The sequence below is a fragment of the Pristimantibacillus sp. Z349TD_6 genome (assembly GCF_056173205.1).
Genome location: NZ_CM149662.1, coordinates 5009069 through 5028641, shown reverse-complemented (window position 1 = coordinate 5028641; position 19573 = coordinate 5009069). Strand labels below are relative to the sequence as shown.

The 19573-nt window shown below is 43.4% G+C and carries 24 protein-coding genes and 1 riboswitch; of the genes, 17 read left to right on the top strand and 7 right to left on the bottom strand.

The window, feature by feature from the left end:
- Positions 1-11: 11 nt before the first annotated feature.
- Both queF and AC0VYE_RS22175 read left to right on the top strand, forming a co-directional pair.
- Positions 12-509: a preQ(1) synthase gene (queF, locus tag AC0VYE_RS22180; protein WP_339203627.1), complete on the top strand. Its 498-nt coding sequence runs from the start codon at positions 12-14 to the stop codon at positions 507-509.
- Between the two features lie 324 nt (positions 510-833).
- The gene (locus AC0VYE_RS22175) at positions 834-1016 is read left to right on the top strand and encodes a hypothetical protein (protein WP_076266766.1); all 183 of its coding nucleotides are present in this window, start codon (positions 834-836) and stop codon (positions 1014-1016) included.
- Between the two features lie 69 nt (positions 1017-1085).
- Here the strand turns inward: AC0VYE_RS22175 and thiD are convergent, their stop codons facing one another.
- Genes thiD through AC0VYE_RS22155 form a run of 4 tightly spaced genes read right to left on the bottom strand, consistent with a single transcriptional unit; the run spans position 1086 to position 4471 of the window.
- Entirely contained in the window at positions 1086-1895 is an 810-nt protein-coding gene (thiD, locus tag AC0VYE_RS22170) for a bifunctional hydroxymethylpyrimidine kinase/phosphomethylpyrimidine kinase (protein WP_475442895.1), read from the bottom strand.
- A 20-nt stretch (positions 1896-1915) separates the two neighbouring features.
- Positions 1916-2941, bottom strand: a complete 1026-nt coding sequence (locus AC0VYE_RS22165) for an ABC transporter substrate-binding protein (protein WP_475442894.1) — start codon at positions 2939-2941, stop codon at positions 1916-1918.
- Entirely contained in the window at positions 2938-3714 is a 777-nt protein-coding gene (locus tag AC0VYE_RS22160) for an ABC transporter permease (protein WP_475442893.1), read from the bottom strand. The genes AC0VYE_RS22165 and AC0VYE_RS22160 overlap by 4 nt, the downstream gene beginning before the upstream one ends.
- Positions 3695-4471, bottom strand: a complete 777-nt coding sequence (locus AC0VYE_RS22155; protein WP_475442892.1) for an ABC transporter ATP-binding protein — start codon at positions 4469-4471, stop codon at positions 3695-3697. Before AC0VYE_RS22155 ends, AC0VYE_RS22160 begins: the two co-directional genes overlap by 20 nt.
- An 87-nt stretch (positions 4472-4558) precedes the next feature.
- A riboswitch (TPP riboswitch) is annotated at positions 4559-4661 on the bottom strand.
- Between the two features lie 87 nt (positions 4662-4748).
- On the opposite strand from AC0VYE_RS22155, the gene AC0VYE_RS22150 reads away from it, so the two are divergent.
- From AC0VYE_RS22150 to AC0VYE_RS22115, 8 genes are all read left to right on the top strand, one after another.
- Positions 4749-5306: an SLOG family protein gene (locus AC0VYE_RS22150; RefSeq protein WP_076266769.1), complete on the top strand. Its 558-nt coding sequence runs from the start codon at positions 4749-4751 to the stop codon at positions 5304-5306.
- Positions 5307-5511: 205 nt separating this feature from the next.
- Complete coding sequence (locus tag AC0VYE_RS22145) at positions 5512-6117, top strand: DUF2087 domain-containing protein (RefSeq protein ID WP_475442891.1); 606 nt, start codon at positions 5512-5514, stop codon at positions 6115-6117.
- Positions 6118-6465: 348 nt separating this feature from the next.
- Positions 6466-6873, top strand: a complete 408-nt coding sequence (locus AC0VYE_RS22140) for a DUF6855 family protein (RefSeq protein ID WP_475442890.1) — start codon at positions 6466-6468, stop codon at positions 6871-6873.
- A 177-nt stretch (positions 6874-7050) separates the two neighbouring features.
- A complete protein-coding gene (locus AC0VYE_RS22135; protein ID WP_475442889.1) occupies positions 7051-8076 on the top strand; it encodes a S66 family peptidase in 1026 nt (341 codons plus the stop codon).
- A gap of 118 nt (positions 8077-8194) precedes the next feature.
- Positions 8195-8623 carry a pentapeptide repeat-containing protein gene (locus AC0VYE_RS22130; protein WP_076266773.1) on the top strand — a complete coding sequence of 143 codons (429 nt, stop codon included), beginning with the start codon at positions 8195-8197 and terminating at the stop codon, positions 8621-8623.
- Between the two features lie 864 nt (positions 8624-9487).
- The gene (locus AC0VYE_RS22125) at positions 9488-9967 is read left to right on the top strand and encodes an NUDIX domain-containing protein (protein ID WP_475442888.1); all 480 of its coding nucleotides are present in this window, start codon (positions 9488-9490) and stop codon (positions 9965-9967) included.
- A gap of 156 nt (positions 9968-10123) precedes the next feature.
- A complete protein-coding gene (locus AC0VYE_RS22120) occupies positions 10124-11479 on the top strand; it encodes a hypothetical protein (RefSeq protein ID WP_475442887.1) in 1356 nt (451 codons plus the stop codon).
- Between the two features lie 100 nt (positions 11480-11579).
- Entirely contained in the window at positions 11580-12248 is a 669-nt protein-coding gene (locus AC0VYE_RS22115; protein WP_076266776.1) for a DNA alkylation repair protein, read from the top strand.
- Between the two features lies 1 nt (position 12249).
- On the opposite strand, the gene AC0VYE_RS22110 is transcribed toward AC0VYE_RS22115, so the two are convergent.
- Complete coding sequence (locus AC0VYE_RS22110) at positions 12250-13641, bottom strand: MFS transporter (protein WP_076266777.1); 1392 nt, start codon at positions 13639-13641, stop codon at positions 12250-12252.
- A gap of 122 nt (positions 13642-13763) precedes the next feature.
- On the opposite strand from AC0VYE_RS22110, the gene AC0VYE_RS22105 reads away from it, so the two are divergent.
- Positions 13764-14069: an ArsR/SmtB family transcription factor gene (locus AC0VYE_RS22105; protein WP_475449684.1), complete on the top strand. Its 306-nt coding sequence runs from the start codon at positions 13764-13766 to the stop codon at positions 14067-14069.
- An 80-nt stretch (positions 14070-14149) separates the two neighbouring features.
- Positions 14150-15718: a sensor domain-containing diguanylate cyclase gene (locus tag AC0VYE_RS22100; RefSeq protein ID WP_475442886.1), complete on the top strand. Its 1569-nt coding sequence runs from the start codon at positions 14150-14152 to the stop codon at positions 15716-15718.
- Between the two features lie 52 nt (positions 15719-15770).
- Here the strand turns inward: AC0VYE_RS22100 and AC0VYE_RS22095 are convergent, their stop codons facing one another.
- On the bottom strand, positions 15771-16442 hold the full coding sequence (locus AC0VYE_RS22095) for a class I SAM-dependent methyltransferase (RefSeq protein WP_475442885.1): 672 nt from the start codon (positions 16440-16442) through the stop codon (positions 15771-15773).
- Positions 16443-16571: 129 nt separating this feature from the next.
- Between AC0VYE_RS22095 and AC0VYE_RS22090 the strand changes: the two genes are divergently transcribed.
- The 4 genes from AC0VYE_RS22090 (at position 16572) to AC0VYE_RS22075 (ending at position 18789) form a co-directional block, all read left to right on the top strand.
- On the top strand, positions 16572-17147 hold the full coding sequence (locus tag AC0VYE_RS22090) for a GNAT family N-acetyltransferase (protein ID WP_076266780.1): 576 nt from the start codon (positions 16572-16574) through the stop codon (positions 17145-17147).
- 116 nt (positions 17148-17263) lie between these two features.
- A complete protein-coding gene (locus AC0VYE_RS22085; RefSeq protein WP_076266781.1) occupies positions 17264-17500 on the top strand; it encodes a hypothetical protein in 237 nt (78 codons plus the stop codon).
- Positions 17501-17862: 362 nt separating this feature from the next.
- Positions 17863-18264 carry a YhjD family protein gene (locus tag AC0VYE_RS22080; RefSeq protein WP_083681694.1) on the top strand — a complete coding sequence of 134 codons (402 nt, stop codon included), beginning with the start codon at positions 17863-17865 and terminating at the stop codon, positions 18262-18264.
- Positions 18265-18399: 135 nt separating this feature from the next.
- Positions 18400-18789, top strand: a complete 390-nt coding sequence (locus AC0VYE_RS22075; protein WP_054024112.1) for a cupredoxin domain-containing protein — start codon at positions 18400-18402, stop codon at positions 18787-18789.
- Positions 18790-18858: 69 nt separating this feature from the next.
- Here AC0VYE_RS22075 and AC0VYE_RS22070 read toward each other — a convergent pair whose 3' ends face one another.
- On the bottom strand, positions 18859-19125 hold the full coding sequence (locus tag AC0VYE_RS22070; protein ID WP_076266782.1) for a hypothetical protein: 267 nt from the start codon (positions 19123-19125) through the stop codon (positions 18859-18861).
- Positions 19126-19235: 110 nt separating this feature from the next.
- Here AC0VYE_RS22070 and AC0VYE_RS22065 point away from each other — a divergent pair, with 110 nt between their 5' ends.
- The gene (locus tag AC0VYE_RS22065) at positions 19236-19523 is read left to right on the top strand and encodes a Dabb family protein (RefSeq protein WP_076266783.1); all 288 of its coding nucleotides are present in this window, start codon (positions 19236-19238) and stop codon (positions 19521-19523) included.
- The last annotated feature ends 50 nt before the right edge of the window (positions 19524-19573 follow it).

The window sequence follows — 19573 nt, the reverse complement described above, 5'->3', positions numbered from 1 at the left end:
CGGAAACGAGCATGGAAGGAAGAAGCAAAGAGGAGCTAAGCGGTGTGACGCTGCTAGGCAATCAAGGAACACAATATTTGTTTAACTATGCACCGGAAATTTTGGAGGCATTTGATAATAAGCATCCGAATCGCGATTATTTCGTGAAATTTAATTGTCCGGAATTTACGAGTCTTTGTCCGATGACGGGACAGCCGGATTTTGCAACCATTTATATATCATATATTCCGGGTGACAAAATGGTAGAGAGCAAGTCGCTTAAGCTGTATTTGTTCAGCTTCCGCAATCATGGTGATTTCCACGAGGATTGCATGAACATTATCATGAATGATTTAATTGCGCTGATGAGTCCAAGATATATAGAAGTTTGGGGCAAATTCACACCGCGTGGCGGCATATCCATCGATCCTTATTGCAATTATGGCCAGCCTGGCACAAAATATGAGCAAATGGCCGAGCATCGCCTCATGAATCATGATTTGTACCCAGAGAAAGTGGATAATCGTTAATTTAGCATTGCAGCTCAAATTAGTAAAATAGATACATTTATGATATATTTTTCTGAATTTCCCGACTAAGGTCTAGGTGAATTTCATGCCTGAAGTCCATTTCAATTATTCTATTAAAGTCTATACTTAGTTTAGAGTTACTAGGTCGTGTCTGAGAACTCAGAGGACAGCAAATTTTGCCGAATTTTCGTTCCATGCAAGGCGCGTTTGTGAAGGCGTACCGGGGTACGTCAAGCAAACGGAACGAAGCAGGGGGTGAAAAGGCGGTGAAAGGTGCCACTGAACGGGTTTTCAGACACGTCCTGGAGAATAGGTGGACAAACGATGATTAAAAATGCGATATGTATGTCTGTACTGCTTTGCACCATAGCATCGGCGTTAACGAACTTTGGAGTATCTCCCGTTCGAGCGCTTGCAGCTCCAAGCGCGTCACAAGCTGAATATATTAGTATAGATAATATGATTGAGCCCTTCTTGTTGCAGCCGAAGCAGGATGAAAAGGCATGAAAGCATGACTAATTAGTAAACGCCGCGACCTATATGGAAGCAGCGTTTGCTATTTCTAATAAAATGCAATCAGCTCAAGCGCTGTCTGTCCCTATAAGCAAAATGATTGGTTGGGCCATGCCCGCCCCCAATTCCCAGCTTATCTTCAATAGCGGCTTGAATGAAAGCTTTGGCAGTTCTTATAGCTTCAAGTACAGGTTTGCCTTGAGCAATTTCTGCTGCAATCGCAGCGGAGAAAGTGCATCCTGTGCCGTGAGTATGCTTAGTGTCGATACGTTTGCTTTCCAAATATACAAATTGTTCTCCATCGTAGATGAGATCAACGAGCGGTTCACTGCTTGAACCGTGGCCGCCCTTAATGACAACAAAGCGTGAGCCCATCTGATGCAATATTCGGGCCGCTTCCTCTCGATCACTAAATGTCCGGATCGGGATTCTTGCGATAAGTTCGGCTTCTGGAATGTTAGGAGTCGTTATAAGCGCGAGCGGCAGCAAATACGTAATCAGTGTTTGAATAGCTTCTTGCTGAAGCAGAGGTGAGCCGCCTTTCGCCACCATGACAGGATCAATGATGAGATTATGCCAGTTATATTGCTTTACTTTCATTGCAACGATCTTTATAATTTCTGCGCTGAACAGCATACCTGTCTTAACTGCGGATGGCTCGAGATCCTCGCCGATCGAATCGAGCTGGCAGCTAATAGCCTCAGCATCCAGCGGGTAGATGCCCTGAACGCCAAGCGTATTCTGCGCAGTCACTGCGGTAATAACCGACATGCCATAGGTGCCGAGCTCTTGAAATGTTTTTAGATCAGCTTGAATACCTGCGCCGCCGCCGGAGTCCGAGCCTGCAATCGTAAGTGCTTGATATCTTCTCATCCGTGCATCTCCTTCAAAATTTACAAGTTTGAAAAAGCATCCTCAGCCTTTATTTTGTCTGGCAGCAAGTCGTTATCGACGAGCCAATCCCTTACATTTGACCAAGAAGCAGTCTCCTGATATCCAAATGATTGCTTCCCTGCATCCATGAGAGGCAGAAGAATGTCCAAGCTTTTTGTCTCGATTTCTTGATCGAGAGGGGAGGTCTGGTTCTCATGCTCAACTAAAATCGACAACGATTTTTGTTTATTTTCAGCTACAAATTGTTGACCCTCCGTAATGGCTGCAATGAAGCTTTTGAACAACGCCTGCTTCTCGGCCAGTCCTTGCTCACTTGCTACAAGCACAAGCTCGTAATAATCCGGCACGCCAAAATCAGTTGGGTTTATCGCCGTCATGGGATGCCCTTCCTTGGCAAGCAGCAATTGCTCATGATTAATAAATCCGCCGATGATCGCATCGACCTTGTTGGTTGCTATAGCTGGAATAAAGGAAAAACCAACGTCAATCATTTCGACATTTTGCGGGTCGCCGCCATCATGCTTAATCATAGTGCGCATCATTGCTTCATAGAGAGGGATGGAGGAGAAGCCCACCTTTTTACTAACAAGGTCCTTGGGTGATTTGGCGCTTCCGCCTGCTGGTACCATTAGATGATTAAGCGGATGCCTGACGATTGCTGCAATGGATTTAACAGGAATATCCTCGCCGCGAGCCATCAATACCTGTGGCTGGTAGCTGAGCGCCAAATCAACCTTGCCGGCAGCCACTAGCTTCAACGCGTCATTCGTATCCGCGGGCATTTGAATGTTAACCTCTAAACCATGCTTCGCAAAATAACCGTTTGTTTGAGCCGCATAGAGGAAGGAATGCACCGCATTTGGATACCAGTCGAGCATAATGCTAATAGTCTGAGGATTTTGTTTAGCCGAAGTGTCCTCGGGTTTGTTTTCAGTTGGGACAGCGTTGCTGCTGCACCCGTTAAGCACAAGCAGCAGAGAAGCAAGCATTGGCATTATCCATTTCATTTTTGCGTTGATGATCATGTATTGAACCTCTTTCTCTTTAGTATTGATTTCTCCAAAAGGACAATGGCAGCAAATAATAAGATGCCAATGAGGGATAGCAGGAAAACAGATGCAAACATGGAATCTGCGTTCAAATTGCTGGACATTCGGCGGCTATAGTAGCCTAGGCCTTCACTGCCTCCAAGCCATTCACCGATGGTGGCGCCGACAACGCAATAAACGATCGACAGCTTAAGTCCTGAGAAAAAGGACGGTAGGGCGATGGGGACTTGTATTTTCCGGAAAATACCCCAGCGTGTTGCTCCCATTGTGAGCAGCAGCTCTTCATATTCGCTACCGCTTTTCTTAAGTCCGTCATAGGTGCTCACAACGATAGGGAAAAAAGCAGTCAAAAAAACAACAGCGACCTTGCTCCAAATCGTATAGCCAAACCACATAATGAAAATTGGCGACAGAGCGATAAGCGGGATGGTCTGACTGATGACGACAAACGGGTACAGCGCCTTCTCCAGTATTCGGAAAGTGTGCATGCCTGCTGCGAGCGCAGTCCCAATAACAATCGACAATAGAAAACCGAGGGACACTTCTTTAAGCGTAGCCAGCAGATGTTTGCCAAGCAGCAGATGGCCGTCTTCGATTAATGCCTGAGCTATTGAGCTAGGTGACGGCAGTATGTAGGACGGAACCAGTCCGAGCTGTGCGACCCATTGCCAAATGAACAACAAGCTAACGAGCAGCAGTATGAAAAGACCGTAATGGCTCAGCCACTGGTTAATTAGAGGTTTGCGCATGCAGTCTTCGCTCCAAATCTTGCCGCAGCTTGATGAAGTCGGGTTCATAATTTTGCTCATAGTGTCTTGGTCTCGGCAAAGGAACGACTATTTCCTGCATCCCTTGCGCCTCGTTAGCTGCACTTGGCAATAAATAAATGCGATCGCTCAGCAATATCGCTTCCTCAAGATCATGTGTGATAAAGAGGACAGTTTTTCCAAGGTCGCTCCACAGCTCAAGCAGCCACTTATGCATGCCGCGTTTGGTCATGGCGTCAAGCGCGCCAAACGGTTCGTCCAGCAGCAGCAGCTCTTGTCCGGTTACTAGCGTGCGCAGAAAAGCTGCCCGCTGTCGCATGCCGCCTGACAACTCGTCAGGGTAAGCTTGTTCATAGCCTGCTAGTCCGAAGCGCTCTAGCAGCTCCATGATTTGGATCGTGGTATAATGGGGATTGCTGCATGTCAGCTCAAGTGGAAGCTGACAATTGCCGAGTATTGTTCTCCATGGCAGAAGAAAATCCTTTTGCGGCATATAAGCAATCTTGCCGAGACGATTGGGTGCAGGCTTGCCACGCAGCCTAATTTCGCCTAGGCTAGGCTGAAGCAATCCGGCCATGAGCTTAAAGAGAGTGCTTTTGCCTGAGCCGCTAGCACCGATGATAGAGACAAACTCACCAGAATGGGCTTGAAGCGAAAGATTAGACAGTATAGATGTTTCAGCAAGCTTGTCGTAGGTGTAGCTTACTTGGTGAAGTGAGATTATGGCTGTAATACGCATCCCTCCGTAAACAAATAAAGACCCACCCATTTCCGAGGGGAAATGAGCGGGTCTAACGATCACACAAGGCTTGCGCGCATGAATGAATGCTTTGCTGCTCCACTTCCCTCCGCTGGAATGATCCAGATCAGGTTCCAAGGGTCCGGAGCAGTTGCTCCATCTCAGCCGTTAGGCTCCCCTAGTGAAATAAATAGGTTTATATGCAATTTGTATTTTTTCTACTATAGCATACACTGGATAGATGTAAACCATAATTATCCGAAAAGGCGTTGGACAAATGAAAAATTTACTCGTAACGGGCTACCGAGCGCATGAGCTTAATATTTTTAGCCAGAAGCATGAGGGCATTGTTTATATAAAAAAAGCGCTGACAGGCAAGCTGGTTCCGCTTATAGAAGATGGGCTTGAGTGGGTGATTACCCCGGGTCAATATGGCGTGGATTTGTGGGCGTGCGAGGTCGTTATTGCGCTGAAGGAAATTTATCCTCATTTGAGACTTTCAATTATTTCGGCATACAGCAATCCGGAAGAGAAATGGAAGGATGATAAAAAGGAGTTTTATCAGCAGGTTTTAAAAGGGGTCGATTATTACGCTTCGGTCAGCAACCAGCCCTATAATGGCATTTGGCAGTTTACGGCTAGGGACGAGCTGCTGTTTCGGAAAACGGACGGTATTCTGCTCGTTTATGATGAGGATGCAGGCGAGGGCAGCCCCAAGTTTTTTAAAGAAAAAGCGTTAAAGAAACAGCAGGCTGAGGGCTATGGCTATTTCAGCATAAGCTCGGAGGACATTCAGAGCATTGCGGATGATGACAATTTGTATTCGGAAAATTAACGATGCATCGTAGTTGAGTAAGAGGAGTTTATTTTATGCTGGCAGGCAGAGACCTGTCAGCTTTTTTTTATGCGCCAAGCTGACTATATGTATTTTCGAGATTATTATGTTTGACAAATAATAGGTGGCGTATTATTATCTGATTAGATAAACATCTAATTAGACATAAGTTAAATTTGTTTGATGGAGGAAGAGGTGGCGAACGGTGCAATTAGATAAGGTGGTAGCCTATCATAAGGCATTATCCGATCCGACGAGAATTAAAATGTTGATTATGCTGGCTGAAGGTGAGCTTAATGGGCAGGTGCTGGCAGAGAAATTAGGCGTGACGCCTGCTACGATTACGCATCATGCAACCAAATTAAGAGAGGCCAGCTTAATTAATGAACGCAGAGAGAAAAATACGATTTATTTTTCGCTGAACCATTATTTTATTAAGAGTAACGCTAATGCGGCGGCGGAGCTCATTTACCGTAATGCAGGTACAGAGAAAGGAGTGGACAACATGGAGGATAGCAATAAGAAACTGAAGGATTCAGTCATCCGCAACTTTTTTACTGCTGAGGGTAAGCTTAAGCATATGCCGGCTCAGCATAAGAAAAAGTTGATCGTGCTTCAGCATATGGTTTCTCATTTGACGAGAGGGAAACAGTATACAGAGAAGGAAATTAACGCGTTTATCAAAGGTTATCATGACGACTTCGCGACCATTCGCAGAGAGTTCATTATGCACCAATTAATGTTTAGAGAAAATGATATATACGAATTGAATCCGCAAGAAATATGGGCGAAGTGGGAGATTCTTTCGTAAGCGGAAGTTGTTTTTGATAATAGCGGACATCAGATGCCTTATTTGCTTTATTTCCTTCTATTGGCCGTAGTTGCGGACATAAAGGCCGTTATTTAGCTCGAATCGCTATAATTGACTGCGATTTCTGCCAAATAACGGACTCTATGTCCGTTAGAAGCTAATTTGGCCTTTAAATTTGAAAATAAGGGCTTCTATGTCCGTTAGAAGTAAAACTGAACTCATCGAGCGGCTGCTGTGCTACTGCGTCATAAAGGAAAAGTAATTTTTTTATCGAATGTAGTAACTTCTGAAGGATATCTGAAAGATAAAGTACATAATAAGAGTGGATTACAAAAGGAGCGAATACATATGACGTTTACAGAAGGTACAAAAGAAAACCCATGGAAATTAAAAACACCCCCTCAGACATCTGAATATGAAATGTATAAGGATGAAAAGGACGGTAAACAAATTTTAGTATGCACAGTTGGGAAGACGGTCTTGCATTATGATTTCCGCTGCATCGAAGACTTAAGCGCGATGCTCAAACAACATGGTGACTGGATTGAGCTTGGCAGCGCCGATGAGCAGAAGCCTGCAAAAGAGGGTACCGTTGAAGCATGGGGACGCTCGTCTGAAAACCCGATTGGCGGCTGGTATGGATTGAAAAAAGGGCTGCGCGGCAGATTCGGAATGTATCTTCCACCATTAATGGAGAAGCTGGGACTTGCAGAATTAGAGCATAATCCAAGGAATAATCGGATGAAGTCCATTTAAGAGCAGTGGTGTGAAGACTCGAAATAGGATGAGGAATCTACAATCCTAGTGCGTGTGAGTAATGAGTTCGAGTGAATGGCTGCCGCAATGGCAGCTTTTTTTTATTGTAAGAGTGATTGAGAACTTACAAATATTTGTATATATTTATTTTAAAAGAATGATAAGGAGGGTTATTCCTTGACATCCTCACAATTGAAACCCGATAAACTAAAACCCGGAGATACCATTGGAATTGTTTCACCATCCTCGCCGGTTGCATTTTATTGCCCAAACAGATTGAATCGTGGAATAGCTGCTTTAGAAAATATGGGATTTAAAGTAATTACAGGACAGCATAGCAGGAAGAGGACTGGTCACACGGCTGGCAGCCTAAATAATCGTTTGGATGATTTTCATCATATGATTCGTGACCCTGATGTAAAAGCAATTATCGCTACAATAGGCGGATACAATTCACATCAGCTGCTTGAAGAATTAGATTATTCGCTTATTAGCAGCCATCCGAAAATTATAATGGGGTATAGCGATATCACTGCACTTCTAGCAGGCATACATGCGAAAACAAATCTTATTACATTTATGGGACCCGCTATTATGCCGCAATTCGGAGAATTTGGCGGACTTATTGATTTTACATACCATTCCTTTGTGAGAACCTTAATGAAGGATACACCAATTGGAAAGATTGACTCCAGCGATCATTGGACAGAGGAACATTTAAGCTGGGACATTGACGATTCACGCCCAAGAGCGACCGTCCCTAATACAGGCATGAAGATTTTAAAGCCAGGGCATGCAAGAGGGCCTATACTAGCTGCGAATATGGGTACACTTCTCCTGCTGGCGGGTACACCCTATTTACCAAGCTTCGAGGGCAAAATTTTGTGTCTAGAAGACGACGAGAGTGAGCAGCCAAGTACAATTGATAGATATGTTACACAAATTCGCCAGATGGGTATCTTTGATCAAATTTCCGGTCTGATTATTGGAAGATTCCACTCGAATGTAGGATTTAATGAAGAAGATTCATTGCAAGAGCTGCTGCAGAATGCAACGAGAGGATACGATTTTCCGATCATATATGATGCGGATTTTGGCCACACGGACCCTATGATTGTACTTCCAAATGGTGTTGAGGCTAGTTTGCAAGCCACTGAGGAACGAGGGGTACTTTTTTTGATTGAAGAATCTGCCGTGCAATAATAAAATCTACTATATGTCATTTATTTAAGTACATGATATTGTGAATATTATTTTGGACAGAAATCAGCTGCTGTTTTAAACTAGAATAGAATTCAAACGATAATTTGGAGGGTAAAATATGAAATTAGAAAATGAAAAAGAGATCCTGACAATCGTTAATTCAGATGTTACAGCTTCCAGCTTCAAAAATGTTTGTGCGGAGCAGGTCACGTTTAACTGTTGTAATCTTAGCGGTATGAATATGAATGATGTGAATGTAACGGGATTACATATCTCCGATGCTAATTTGAGTGAGTTTGTTATTGACGGTGCACAGTGGGGCGGAGCCCATTTTCGCAACATTGGATTCGGCAATCCAAATCAGCCTGATGTTGAATTCAACAGAACACCTGTGCAATTAACCAATTGTAATCTACATCAAAGCGTGTTTACGGATTGTAATTTAAAGAACGCTAAGTTGGACAACTGCGATATTTCTGGTTTAACTATAAACGGAATTGATATCGAAGGTTTAATTAAACAGTTTAAAGCTATGGAGCAGAAATAAGAATAAATCAACTTTATCCAGCGAGGCACGATCACCTAAAGCCGTAAAAAGTTCGCCAACAAGGCAGCCTTTTGCGGTTTTTTTAGAATCAATGGTACGAGTTTTGCAAACGGACATAGGATACGTTATGGATGTGAAATGAAGTAAAATTATGACTTTTGAAGCTGAATAAGGTCCTCTATGTCCGTTAGTTCGCAAAAAAGGGTGAAAATGTAGCAAATAGAGTACCTGATGTCCGTTAGCAAAGCAACATTGTTCTAAATTGTCACGTCTCTATGATATCTGATTGAAAATAGGAGGAGAGCAGCTATTCGAAACCATATTTTAACTGCTTTGCCGATTCATTTGTTGGCATGGGCTATGATTCTTTCGGCAATGTTATTTGATCCATTTCGATGGTTTTTAAACCCGATCGTTAATAATACTCCAGCTTTTTTAACCGTTTCAAGATGGTTGGCTCAATCATTATTCATAACGGGACTAATTGGCTTTTCCATATATAAGTTAAGAACGAGTCCCCAGCTGACAAGAAAAGATTTGAATGTAGTTTCTGTACATGTTTTATTTTCTATTGTTCATATTACAGTCGTTAGTGCGGGTATTTTTATAGCGGTCGGCTTTGAAGATTTATAGTAAATCATCATCATACATAAGCAAATGGATGCTGCGAATTAATTGTATTTCTATATGAAGGCTGCCGAGGGGCAGTCTTTTTGTATTGTTAGGTCGGTCTGATTGAACTGAAAATGATGACTAAATAAAGTTGTTATTGCGAGTACTACGTTAAGTTAGAGCTACACGAATTCCATAAATCTCTTATAAAGTGGAGTAATCGAAGGTAAGTTAATGATGGAAGGAGAGATAATGTTGAGTATAACGTCCAATAAAGATGGTTTTGAGCTATTGGCATGCCTGCCTATGAAAGAGGATGACCTCAGCGAGGATGTACTTTTGGCGGGTTCATACGCGGTAATCAATTGTGACGAGCGATTTCTTATTTGTTTTAACAAGTGGAGACAACAATGGGAAGTGCCCGCAGGGGGAAGAGAGGAAGGGGAAACACCGAGGGAATGTGCAAGCAGGGAGTTATTCGAAGAAACATCACAAATCGTTAATGACTTCGAGTTCATCGGGTTGATAAAAGTGAAGAAGCCTAATGGAGATATCAAATATAATCCCATTTATTATGCTAATGTAGATAAGCTCGTCCCATTCCAAGCAAATGAAGAAACTGAGCAGATCGTACTTTGGGATTTAATTGAAGAAATTGGTCAAATGGATGAAGTCGACAAAGCGGTTCTTGAGTGGTGTAAGGTTATCTCTGCTAAAAGTAAAAACGAATGAAATATTATATGACAAAATAACGATGATATCCGGGCAAAGAAAAACTTAATAAATAAAATATATTTATTGACACTTTCATTTTTTAGCTGGTATACTATGGAACATTACTCATACCCGATTAAAAACATCGGAATTAGAAACATGGAGGCAATGTTCATGAAAAACACAAAAGCATCATACACAAAACTGCTAGTAGCACTCCTCTTATCTTTCTCTGTTATCTTTACACAATCAGCAGCCTTTGCGGCTCCGTCTGAAGCAGCGGCACTAAAGGAAGATGGCGCAGCGCAGTATAAGCAGTTTTTGAAAGAAAAATTTAATGTCAGCCTCTCCAGCAAAGTGACGAAGGGTGAATTCATTGAAGCAGTAGCTGATATTCTTGGTTACGAGCCATCAGGCAAAGAAGTCACTTTCTCCGATGTAAAGTCAGATAATAAGCTTTATCCAGCAGCGGTGGCTTTGTATGAGAAAGGCATTTTGTCTGGCCCAGCCATTCAAGGCGATCAAGCACTTACAAGCGCTGTAGCGATTTCCATTGCGGTAAGAGCAGCAGATTTGAAGGAGCTTGCCTATACATACCCGGCTGTTAAAGTAAACAAAGTACTAACGAAGCTGAACGTTAAAAGCAGCGCGCTTGGCACAAAAGGTGCGCAAGAAGTTGCTGCAGCAGTAGATACAGGCTTGCTGCCAGCTGAATTTTACACAGGTTTCAAACCAAAGAATGCAGCAAATGATCAATTGATCCACACGCTGCTTGGTAAAGTGCTTATTACAAAAGGTCTTTACAAAAAGTATATCGGTTATGTTAACGACAACGATATTTTCCAAAAGCTAAGCAGCGCTTACGAAACTTCTGATATTATCGATGCGCCTAAGCTGCAAAAGCTGGTAAATACTGCTTTGGAGCAAAGCTTGATCACAGGCTACAACATCAAGGACTCCCGTTTCAATGCTAACTTCATCGATTCTTTGTCTCTGATTTACGGTCATTCCGATTTTAATCACGCGATTCAGCTTATTGGTTTGCTTCGCAGTGAAGGCCTAAATGCGAAAGTGCAATTCGAGCCAAAAACATCCGCATTTATTTTTCTAGCGGAATGGGGCAATCCTGGTCCAAACGTAGTTAAAATTGCAAATGGCAATTATATTTCGTATTCCAAAGAGTATGACCTTGAATTTGAATTTGCAACTGCGGCAGATAAAGCAGCTTTCCAAGACGTTGTTCTAGCTTATGCGAAGAAAGATGAAGAGGATCAAGCAGGACTTATCGTTGCATCATGGTGGCAGCCGCTCTACTACTCACAAACTGCACTGAAGGATTATGAAATTATTACGAACAACTTTATTACAGATCCAGATAGCCCTTATACAGTTAACCCGTTCTCGCTTAATGAGGATTCTGCGAAGGTCGTTGCAGGATTTAAAGCCATTGATCCTAATGTCAACATTACGCCTACTCAATTTTGGGTAGATAAGCCATTCTTTAGATATTTGCATAACGAAGCGGCTTAATAAGATTATTTGGCAAAATAGTTACTATGAAGCAGCCCTGACCATCGTTGATGGTCAGGGCTGCTTTGTGTTATCGTTCAAGAAAAGGAGCTGGTATTTGATGACTGCAATTGCGCATGCTTTGGAAGCTTTGTTCAGGGAGCACGCCAATCCGGAGACGGCTCAGCCTATGGAGGCTTACATGCGCGGCCAATTTATATTTCTTGGCCTAAAGACTCCGGAGCGAACGCAGCTGCTGCGCGAGTTTTGGAAGCAAAATGAAAAGCCGAAGGGCGAGGCGCTGCTGCAAACAGCAGAGCAGCTATGGCAGCTGAACGAGCGAGAGTTCCATTATGTAGCGATGGGTTTGATGGAAAGATACAGCAAAGAGGCTGAGCCTTCACATATCGACAGGCTGGAGCGGTGGGTAACGACCCATTCTTGGTGGGATACCGTTGATTTTCTGGCAGCGCATTTAGTCGGCAGTCAGCTCTCGAAATATCCGGAATTAACAGCGGAGTATACGGAGCGCTGGATCGATTCTGATCAGATGTGGCTCCGCAGAACTGCTTTGTTGTTTCAGCTTAAGTACAAGCATGATACGGATACAGATCGATTATTTGACTATATACGCCGCACGAAGGACGAAAGCGAGTTTTTCATTCGCAAAGCTATCGGCTGGGCGCTTAGAGAATATGCAAAAACCGATGCAGCCTGTGTGCATCGGTTTGTAGAAGAAACGCCGCTCTCGCCGCTTAGCAAGAAAGAGGCGTTAAAGCATATCGTTTAGCTTAACGTAGATTTGACTCATCGAGCTGCTGCTTGGAAGAGAAATAGTACAACCACGATGCTGCAATGGCGAAGGCGGCAATGACGCCCATTCCCCAAAATATATTTGAAAAAGCACGGCCAAGCGGAACAGTGCTTTGTGCAGCGAGAACGATACCGCTAATCGCTACGCTGAAAGCGCCGCTAATGAATTGCGACAGCTGGAACAAGCCCATTCCAGCACCTACATGCTCACTTGGTAAAATTCTTGACAGCTCGTTCGAAACGCCCGAGTTTAACGCGGAGAAACTAACGCTCATCACGATATAAATTGCCATGACAACGTAGATGGATTGATCCGCGAACAAGGCGAAAGAAACAGCAGCGAGCAATAGAAAGCAAGGAGTTAGCCGAAGCAGCAAGCTGTTGCCGTGTTGATCAATGATTTTTCCAATGCGATTGGAGGAAAGCATAGCTACAATGGCTCCCGGAAAAATAATGAGACCTGCTTGACCTGGTGTCAGCTTGAACAGGTGAATAAGCACCTGAGGCAGCAAAAATAGTGTAGAAAAATTGTTAATGTAAGATACAACACCAAGTGTAATCAGACGAATATACCTTTTATTGCGGAACAAAGTAGGCTGAACAAAAGGATTTACTGCACGATTAATCCGTATCCAGAATAAGATTAGCGCTAGGATTCCGCCAATAAGAGCAATCAAGAAATGGTTCGTAATATAGAGCAGAACACCTGTGGAGCCAATTCCGACAAGTGCGGCACCTAGAATATCGAAGGACCCCTTGTTCGATGGTTCAACCGGCAGCAGTCGATAAAACACAGGAATGAGTAAAAGTGAGATTCCGGTAACGATAAACAGATCGTTCCAGCCCAAATACTGTGTTATAGCACCGCCGATGACGGGGCCTAGACCAAGGCCAAGTGACGCAGCCGAAGTAATAAGTGCCATGGATTTGCCCCGGCGAGCAAGTGGAATGAATCGTGTAATGAGCACGATGGTTAAACTAAGGACGGAGCCCGCTCCGCAAGCTTGAATCAGGCGCGCGACAAGCAGCAGTACATAATGATGACTAAAATAACCAAGCACTGATGCGCCGCCCATGGCGATTAAGCCAATCGTGAGCAGCAGACGAATCGGAACAAAGTCAGAGAGTCTGCTGTAGGTAATGGAAGAAATGGCAAATATAATAGAATAACCAGTTATGATCCATGAAGCTGCCGATGGGGATAGCATAAACTGAGCCGTGACTTGGGGCAAGGCCAGATTAAACATCATCGTATTCATGATCACAATAATTACGGTTAAACCTAGCAGCGGGATAACGAGACCGTCTCTAAAGGCGGGCCGCTCCTCGGTGAATACGGGTGGGACAGTAACAGCGGCACTGTTTCTCATATAGAACCTCCAAAGTTGTCTCTTTATCTATTTTCATTGTACGAATATTATCGTACAATGAAAATATAGCATGAGCTATGGTATAATGCAATAAGTACTTAATGAGAGAGGTGCGAATGCCATTGAAAATATTATTCCATCCCAATCGTGAGGATATTGAGCTTACTTCTGTTTTATATGCATTAAGTGATCCTATTCGGCTTAGCATTGTTGTCGCTATCGTTAAGCATGGCGAACAGTCCTGCGGCCACTTTGATCTTCCTGTCGTAAAGTCTACAATGACGCATCATTTCCGTACATTGCGTGAAGCGGGTATAGTGAATGTTAGAAAGCAAGGCACACAGCATTTTTTGACGCTGCGCACTGAGGATTTGGATGCTCGCTTTCCAGGCCTGTTAACGGCTATTCTTCAACCGGCTTCTGTATAGACGAAAGTAAGGACTATTTCTTTTCTCGCCCATATACGCTAAAATAAGGCTGTACTTTGGCAACGAGAGAAGGAACAACTGTGGGTACACGCAAAGGCTTAAAACTTCGATTCGTCTTGGGGCTGTTCGTAATCGGCTCTGTTATCTTAACCGCCATCATCGGCGGTTATTTTGCATGGATGACAAACAAGACTTCATTAACGTCGGGTTATTTGGAAAGCAATTATCAATATGCGCAAAAGCTGTCCTCTAATACGAAAGAATTATTGGATATTATCGGAAATAATGTTGATGCCATCGCTGCAAGAGCAGGCATACAAAATATATCGCAAAAGGAATTGGATAGCTGGTACGATGCGAATGAGCAATATTTTAATGCGATTATCATTGTGGATTCCAATCGTAAAGTGATGTTATCTAGTTTTTCAAGCGGAGGAGTCAAGGCCGGGGCAGTGCTGAATTCTTATGCATCGAAACAAGCGGTTGAACAGAAAAGACCGCTTATTTCAGAGCCTTATGTGGGGACAACAACGAACCAGCTTCTTATGCTAATTTCTTCACCCATATTCAATGAACATGGCGAATATGAAGGTTTTGTAGCTGGAACCATTTATTTGAGCGAGAGCAACGCGCTAAGCAAATTGCTCAACGAACATTTTTACGGAAACGGCTCTTACGTCTACGTTGCAGATAAGCAAGGTCGCCTTATTTTCCATCCGGACCATAAGCGAATTAATGAAAAAATTACTTCAAATGAGGTTATTAATAAGGCATTAGCTGGACATAGCGGATCGCAGGAGATTGTTAACTCAAAGGAGAATCGTTACTTTGCGGGTTATGCGAGCGAGTCGATAACCGGTTGGGCTATTGTAGCACAAACGCCTGCTTCAATTATTGATAAGCCATTAAATGAATTGATATGGAGTATACTGCTACAATTTCTCCCGTTATTTATCGTAATCCTGCTGCTTGCGTGGTATGTTTCCCATTTAATATCGAAGCCTCTATTTGAACTAGCTGCTTTCTCAGAGGAAGCGATTTTATCAACAAAGGCGATACGTTCCAAAATGCCCAAAACAAATTCTTACATCTATGAAGTGAGACAGCTTAATCAAAGTATAAATAACCATTTTAATTTACTGAACAAGGAAATTCGATTGGATGGGCTTACGGGACTTGCGAATAGGAAAACATTTGATTTGACCATTCAGGAGTGGATTGCCGAGGATATACCGTTTGCGCTTATACTGCTGGATGTTGACCATTTCAAAAAAATTAACGATCAGCACGGGCATCTTATTGGAGATGAAGTATTAATCTATACAGCTGCGCAAATAAAAGCATTTTCCAGAAGTCACGATCTTAGCTTCCGCTACGGCGGTGAAGAGTTTGGCATACTGGTTAAGCTAGGAAGCATTCCTACGGCAACAAATATTGCGGAGCGGCTTAGAGAAGGAATCGCTGCTGGCGCCAGTCCGACTGGCAGTCCAATCTACGTTTCAATCGGCATTTCAATCTCGAGTGGGAAGGCGAAGGAAGCGAAGGAAATAATTGAAATGGCGGATCAAGCGCTTTATCGCTCGAAGGAAGCAGGCAGAAACCGAACAACGGTTTACGACAATAAGCCATTAAGCGGACGAGAGGATTAGTTGTTCGGTTAAGGCTGCTCTGCTCCATACGCCATTCATCCCAAATAGAAAATCATACTGGTTTGCTTAACAGTACTCTAAAGCAATAAAGCGTTCCCCACATATTTGAGCTAATGGCAGTAGAGCTGGGTGCAGCCTCAAATTCGCCGCCATATATGAGTCCTGCAGATTCGGCGGCTCGTTTGAGCTGCTGCAAGTCAACTGTCGGATAATCGAAGGTTAGCGCGATCCGGCCTCCTGGTTTCACTGTTCTTGCGAATTCTTTTAAGCTGAGGTCCTGATCTACATGTCTTAGATGCTCAAGCACAGAAATACAGAAGATGATGTCAAAATAATTATCCTCATAAGGAAGGTCAGTTATACTTGCCTGAGCATATTGAACCTTGGACCAGCCTTGGTGGTTGGTTATTAAATGGAGAGCGGGCTGACCTACGTCCTGAATAATTTCCTGAGAAATAGCCTCCCATGAGCTAATGCGCGCATCGAAATCGCAAGCATGTACTTCCTTGCAAACGCCGCCCAAATAAAATTTTAAAGGGTGCGAAATGCCGCAGGCTGCATCCAGTACGATATCATTTGGTGAAATGAGCGTTCGGCACCATTCATACTCATAGGGACGGCTCCACCAGGTTTCAGGCAAAGGATAGATAAGCGTATCTATCCTCGGATCAGTCGATGTGAAGAAGCGTGCTTCTTCGCGGCTGTGCTCATTTGGATTTAACATGCGTTATTTTCCTCCCGCAAACGTGATTATATGGCAAGCTCACATGCAAGGCTCATTTTACAAGCTTATGATGCAAGGGAAAGATTATGTATTTTACGTGTTTGTATGATGGGAAAAGGGGTTGAATGGATGGGTGCGTCATTCTCATTTCAGACGTTTCCGCGAATAGAGACGGATCGTTTTATTTTGCGAAAAACAGAGCAGCGAGATGTGCATGAATTGTTTGAGCTCTATTCCAATGATGATGTTGTCAAATATACACCGCTGCTGCCTTTCTCGGCAGAAGACGAGGCATGGCAGGAAATGAATTGGCATTTGGAGATTTATGCTCTACAAATAGGCATCAGATGGATAATTGAAGAGAAGAGCTCGGGTAAAGTAATCGGCACATGTGGGTTTTTACATTATTTGAAGGAGCATGCGCGTACGGATTTAGGTTATGATCTATCTCCAAGCTACTGGCGGAAAGGGATTATGAGTGAGGTAGCGGCGCCCATTATCGCTTTTGGCTTCAACAGCATGAAGCTCCATTGCATCGAGGCAAAGGTAGATCCGTCAAACACTGCATCGATTAACCTGCTCTGTAAGCTCGGTTTCAAACAGGATAGTCAGCCGAGGGAATTTGAGTTTGAGGATGGGAATTTTATTGAGCTGCTTGTATTTACGATGCTGCGCAAGGAGTTTGAATTATTGCACGCGCGTTAGCGTCTTTCGCAAAGGACGTTTTCATCGTATAATAGGAAGAAGCGAGCCGCAGGAAGCTAAATGTATGCTTGCTCGGCGGCGTTGCTTTATAATACTTTTTTTGGGAGGCATTACTAATGTCTATTAGCAAGGCGAGAAAGGCAAGACAGAAGCTGGCGCAGCAAGGGCGCATGACACCGGATGCACTGCGGGGCAGCTGGCTGGGCGTCAATCCAACAATCAAACGTACACCTACTCTGCAGGAGAAGCAGACGAAGCTGAATAAGAAACACCGAAGGAATCACGCGAATTACAGCGATGGTTCCTTTTGTATTTATAGGGGCTGTTTGGTTTGGGATAAGCAGGTTAGCTGACTTTGAATTTCGTAATTTTACTATGGTAATATGAAGACGTACATAATGAAATACTTTAAAGTAATGACAACAATACCCTTGTAAGCACGCAGTCGTTCTTACAAGGGTATTCATTTTTTTGGGTAAAGTGAAGATGCAGTTGTTAGCGCGAGCGAGCCGCATTTCTAAGCATGATGTATTACATTGGATTTGGTAAAAATTGATTTATGCCTATGTCATGCATCTGATGCGAATCAATGACTCGCAAACAATCACGCCAAGCAGGATTAAAAGTTAACTTTTGGGTAATAGTAAATTAACTTGCATCAAATCCTCGCTCCTCGCTATAATAAGAACAAACGTTCTTATTTGGAGGGGTGGCAATGGCCGCTAAAGAGGAAGAAGCCCGCGGAAAAGTCAGAATGGCAGCTAATCCACCGATACAGACCGAGGAAGAGCTTGTGCTGGTGAAGCAATACGTTTTGCTTGGCATTGTTATGCGTATTTTGGATCATGATATACGTGTGATAGGCACATCAGCCATTAAACTGCCGCGGTTTTATGAATCGATGATGCGCGGCATGCAGGATCGGGTGCTGCTCGACCTCGCTGGAATTAGAAGGAAATTCCGCGAAACAGGAATAAAGGTGTATGAGGAGAAGCGCGAAGCGGATGGTTTGCATGCCGAATATGTGTGCAGAGGGTACCATCATCGTTTTTTTATGCTGTGGGGCTTTGTAAAAGCGGAGTCTGAACGGGTGTTAAAACAGTATTTGTCCAGCTAATTTTGTAATTGTTCATGGTTTTGTCAAAATAACGAAAAAACTTTTCAGCTTTCCGTAGTTTAAGGTTGAGAACTTCGGACGATCTTATGTAATATAAGAGGTAGACATTATGATCGCAAAGGGGAGCACATAGCAATGCATAAGTGGATTATGTTTACTGTATTCGCAGCGGCGTCTTTGCTGGGCTTATATTTGCTCACGTTCGCACTGCCAGCTAAGCCGGTTGATGAGTCTGCCTCGTTGCCAGAGGGCATGACTTTATTGAAGGTTGTAGCGTCCAACGATTTTGTATTTGATCAAAAAGAGTACAAAGTTAAAGTTGGAGACAAAGTTAGACTAAAACTTTCCAACAAAAGCGGTATCCACGGGATGCATATTGACGAGCTTAAAGTAGCTTTGGATAACGATCACCCGGAAACAGATTTGGAATTTAAAGAGCCAGGTACTTACAGAATCTATTGTTCCATTCCATGCGGTCAAGGACATACAACGATGGAATCGACTTTAGTGGTTGAAGCAGCCTAGTGCGTAATTGATTCATGTGCTGTAGAAATGAGAAAGGAGCCGAAAGGCTCCTTTTTGCCTAAAATAAAGCTATCGTGCTGAACGAGGATGATGTTCTTTGTCACGACTGCGTACGATAAGCACGTCGGCGAGAAAGCCAAGCAGCGCCCATGTAGCAACAGTAAGTACATACATGAGCAAGACGTTAACCTCGTGCACGTCAACAAATAAATCAACGACCCATGCGGGAATGCTAAACATGAAGAAAACAAGATTGTGCGGGTCGTAACCCGTGGAGTTGAACAAGCAGATAGCTAGTCCAATAATTGTTGCAACAATTGTAACCGGATAGCGCATAACGTACACCGAGCCCCTTCGTGTTAAAGATTGCCGTAATGCGACTGCATAGGTTATTATGTGACAAATAGACAAAAGTTATGCGTCAATATTAGAGGAGGAACTAAATAATGCTTACTCATATCGTATTTTTTAAATTAAAAGATGGCAGCGCAGAGAGCGTAGCGCGTACCGCACAAGTGCTTAGGGATATGGAAGGGCAAATCGAAGTATTAAAGTCGATTGAGGTTGGCGTGGACGTTGTGCATTCGGAGCGTTCTTACGATATCGCTCTTATTACGAAGTTCGAATCTCTGGAAGCGCTAGAAGTGTATCAAGTGCATCCTGTACATAAAAAAGTTATTGAACACATGATGCAAGTTCGTGAAGCTTCCGTCAGCGTTGATTTTGAAAGCTGAGAGGCAGGTTGAGCAGTTATGAGCGACATGAGGGATGTATACGAAATATT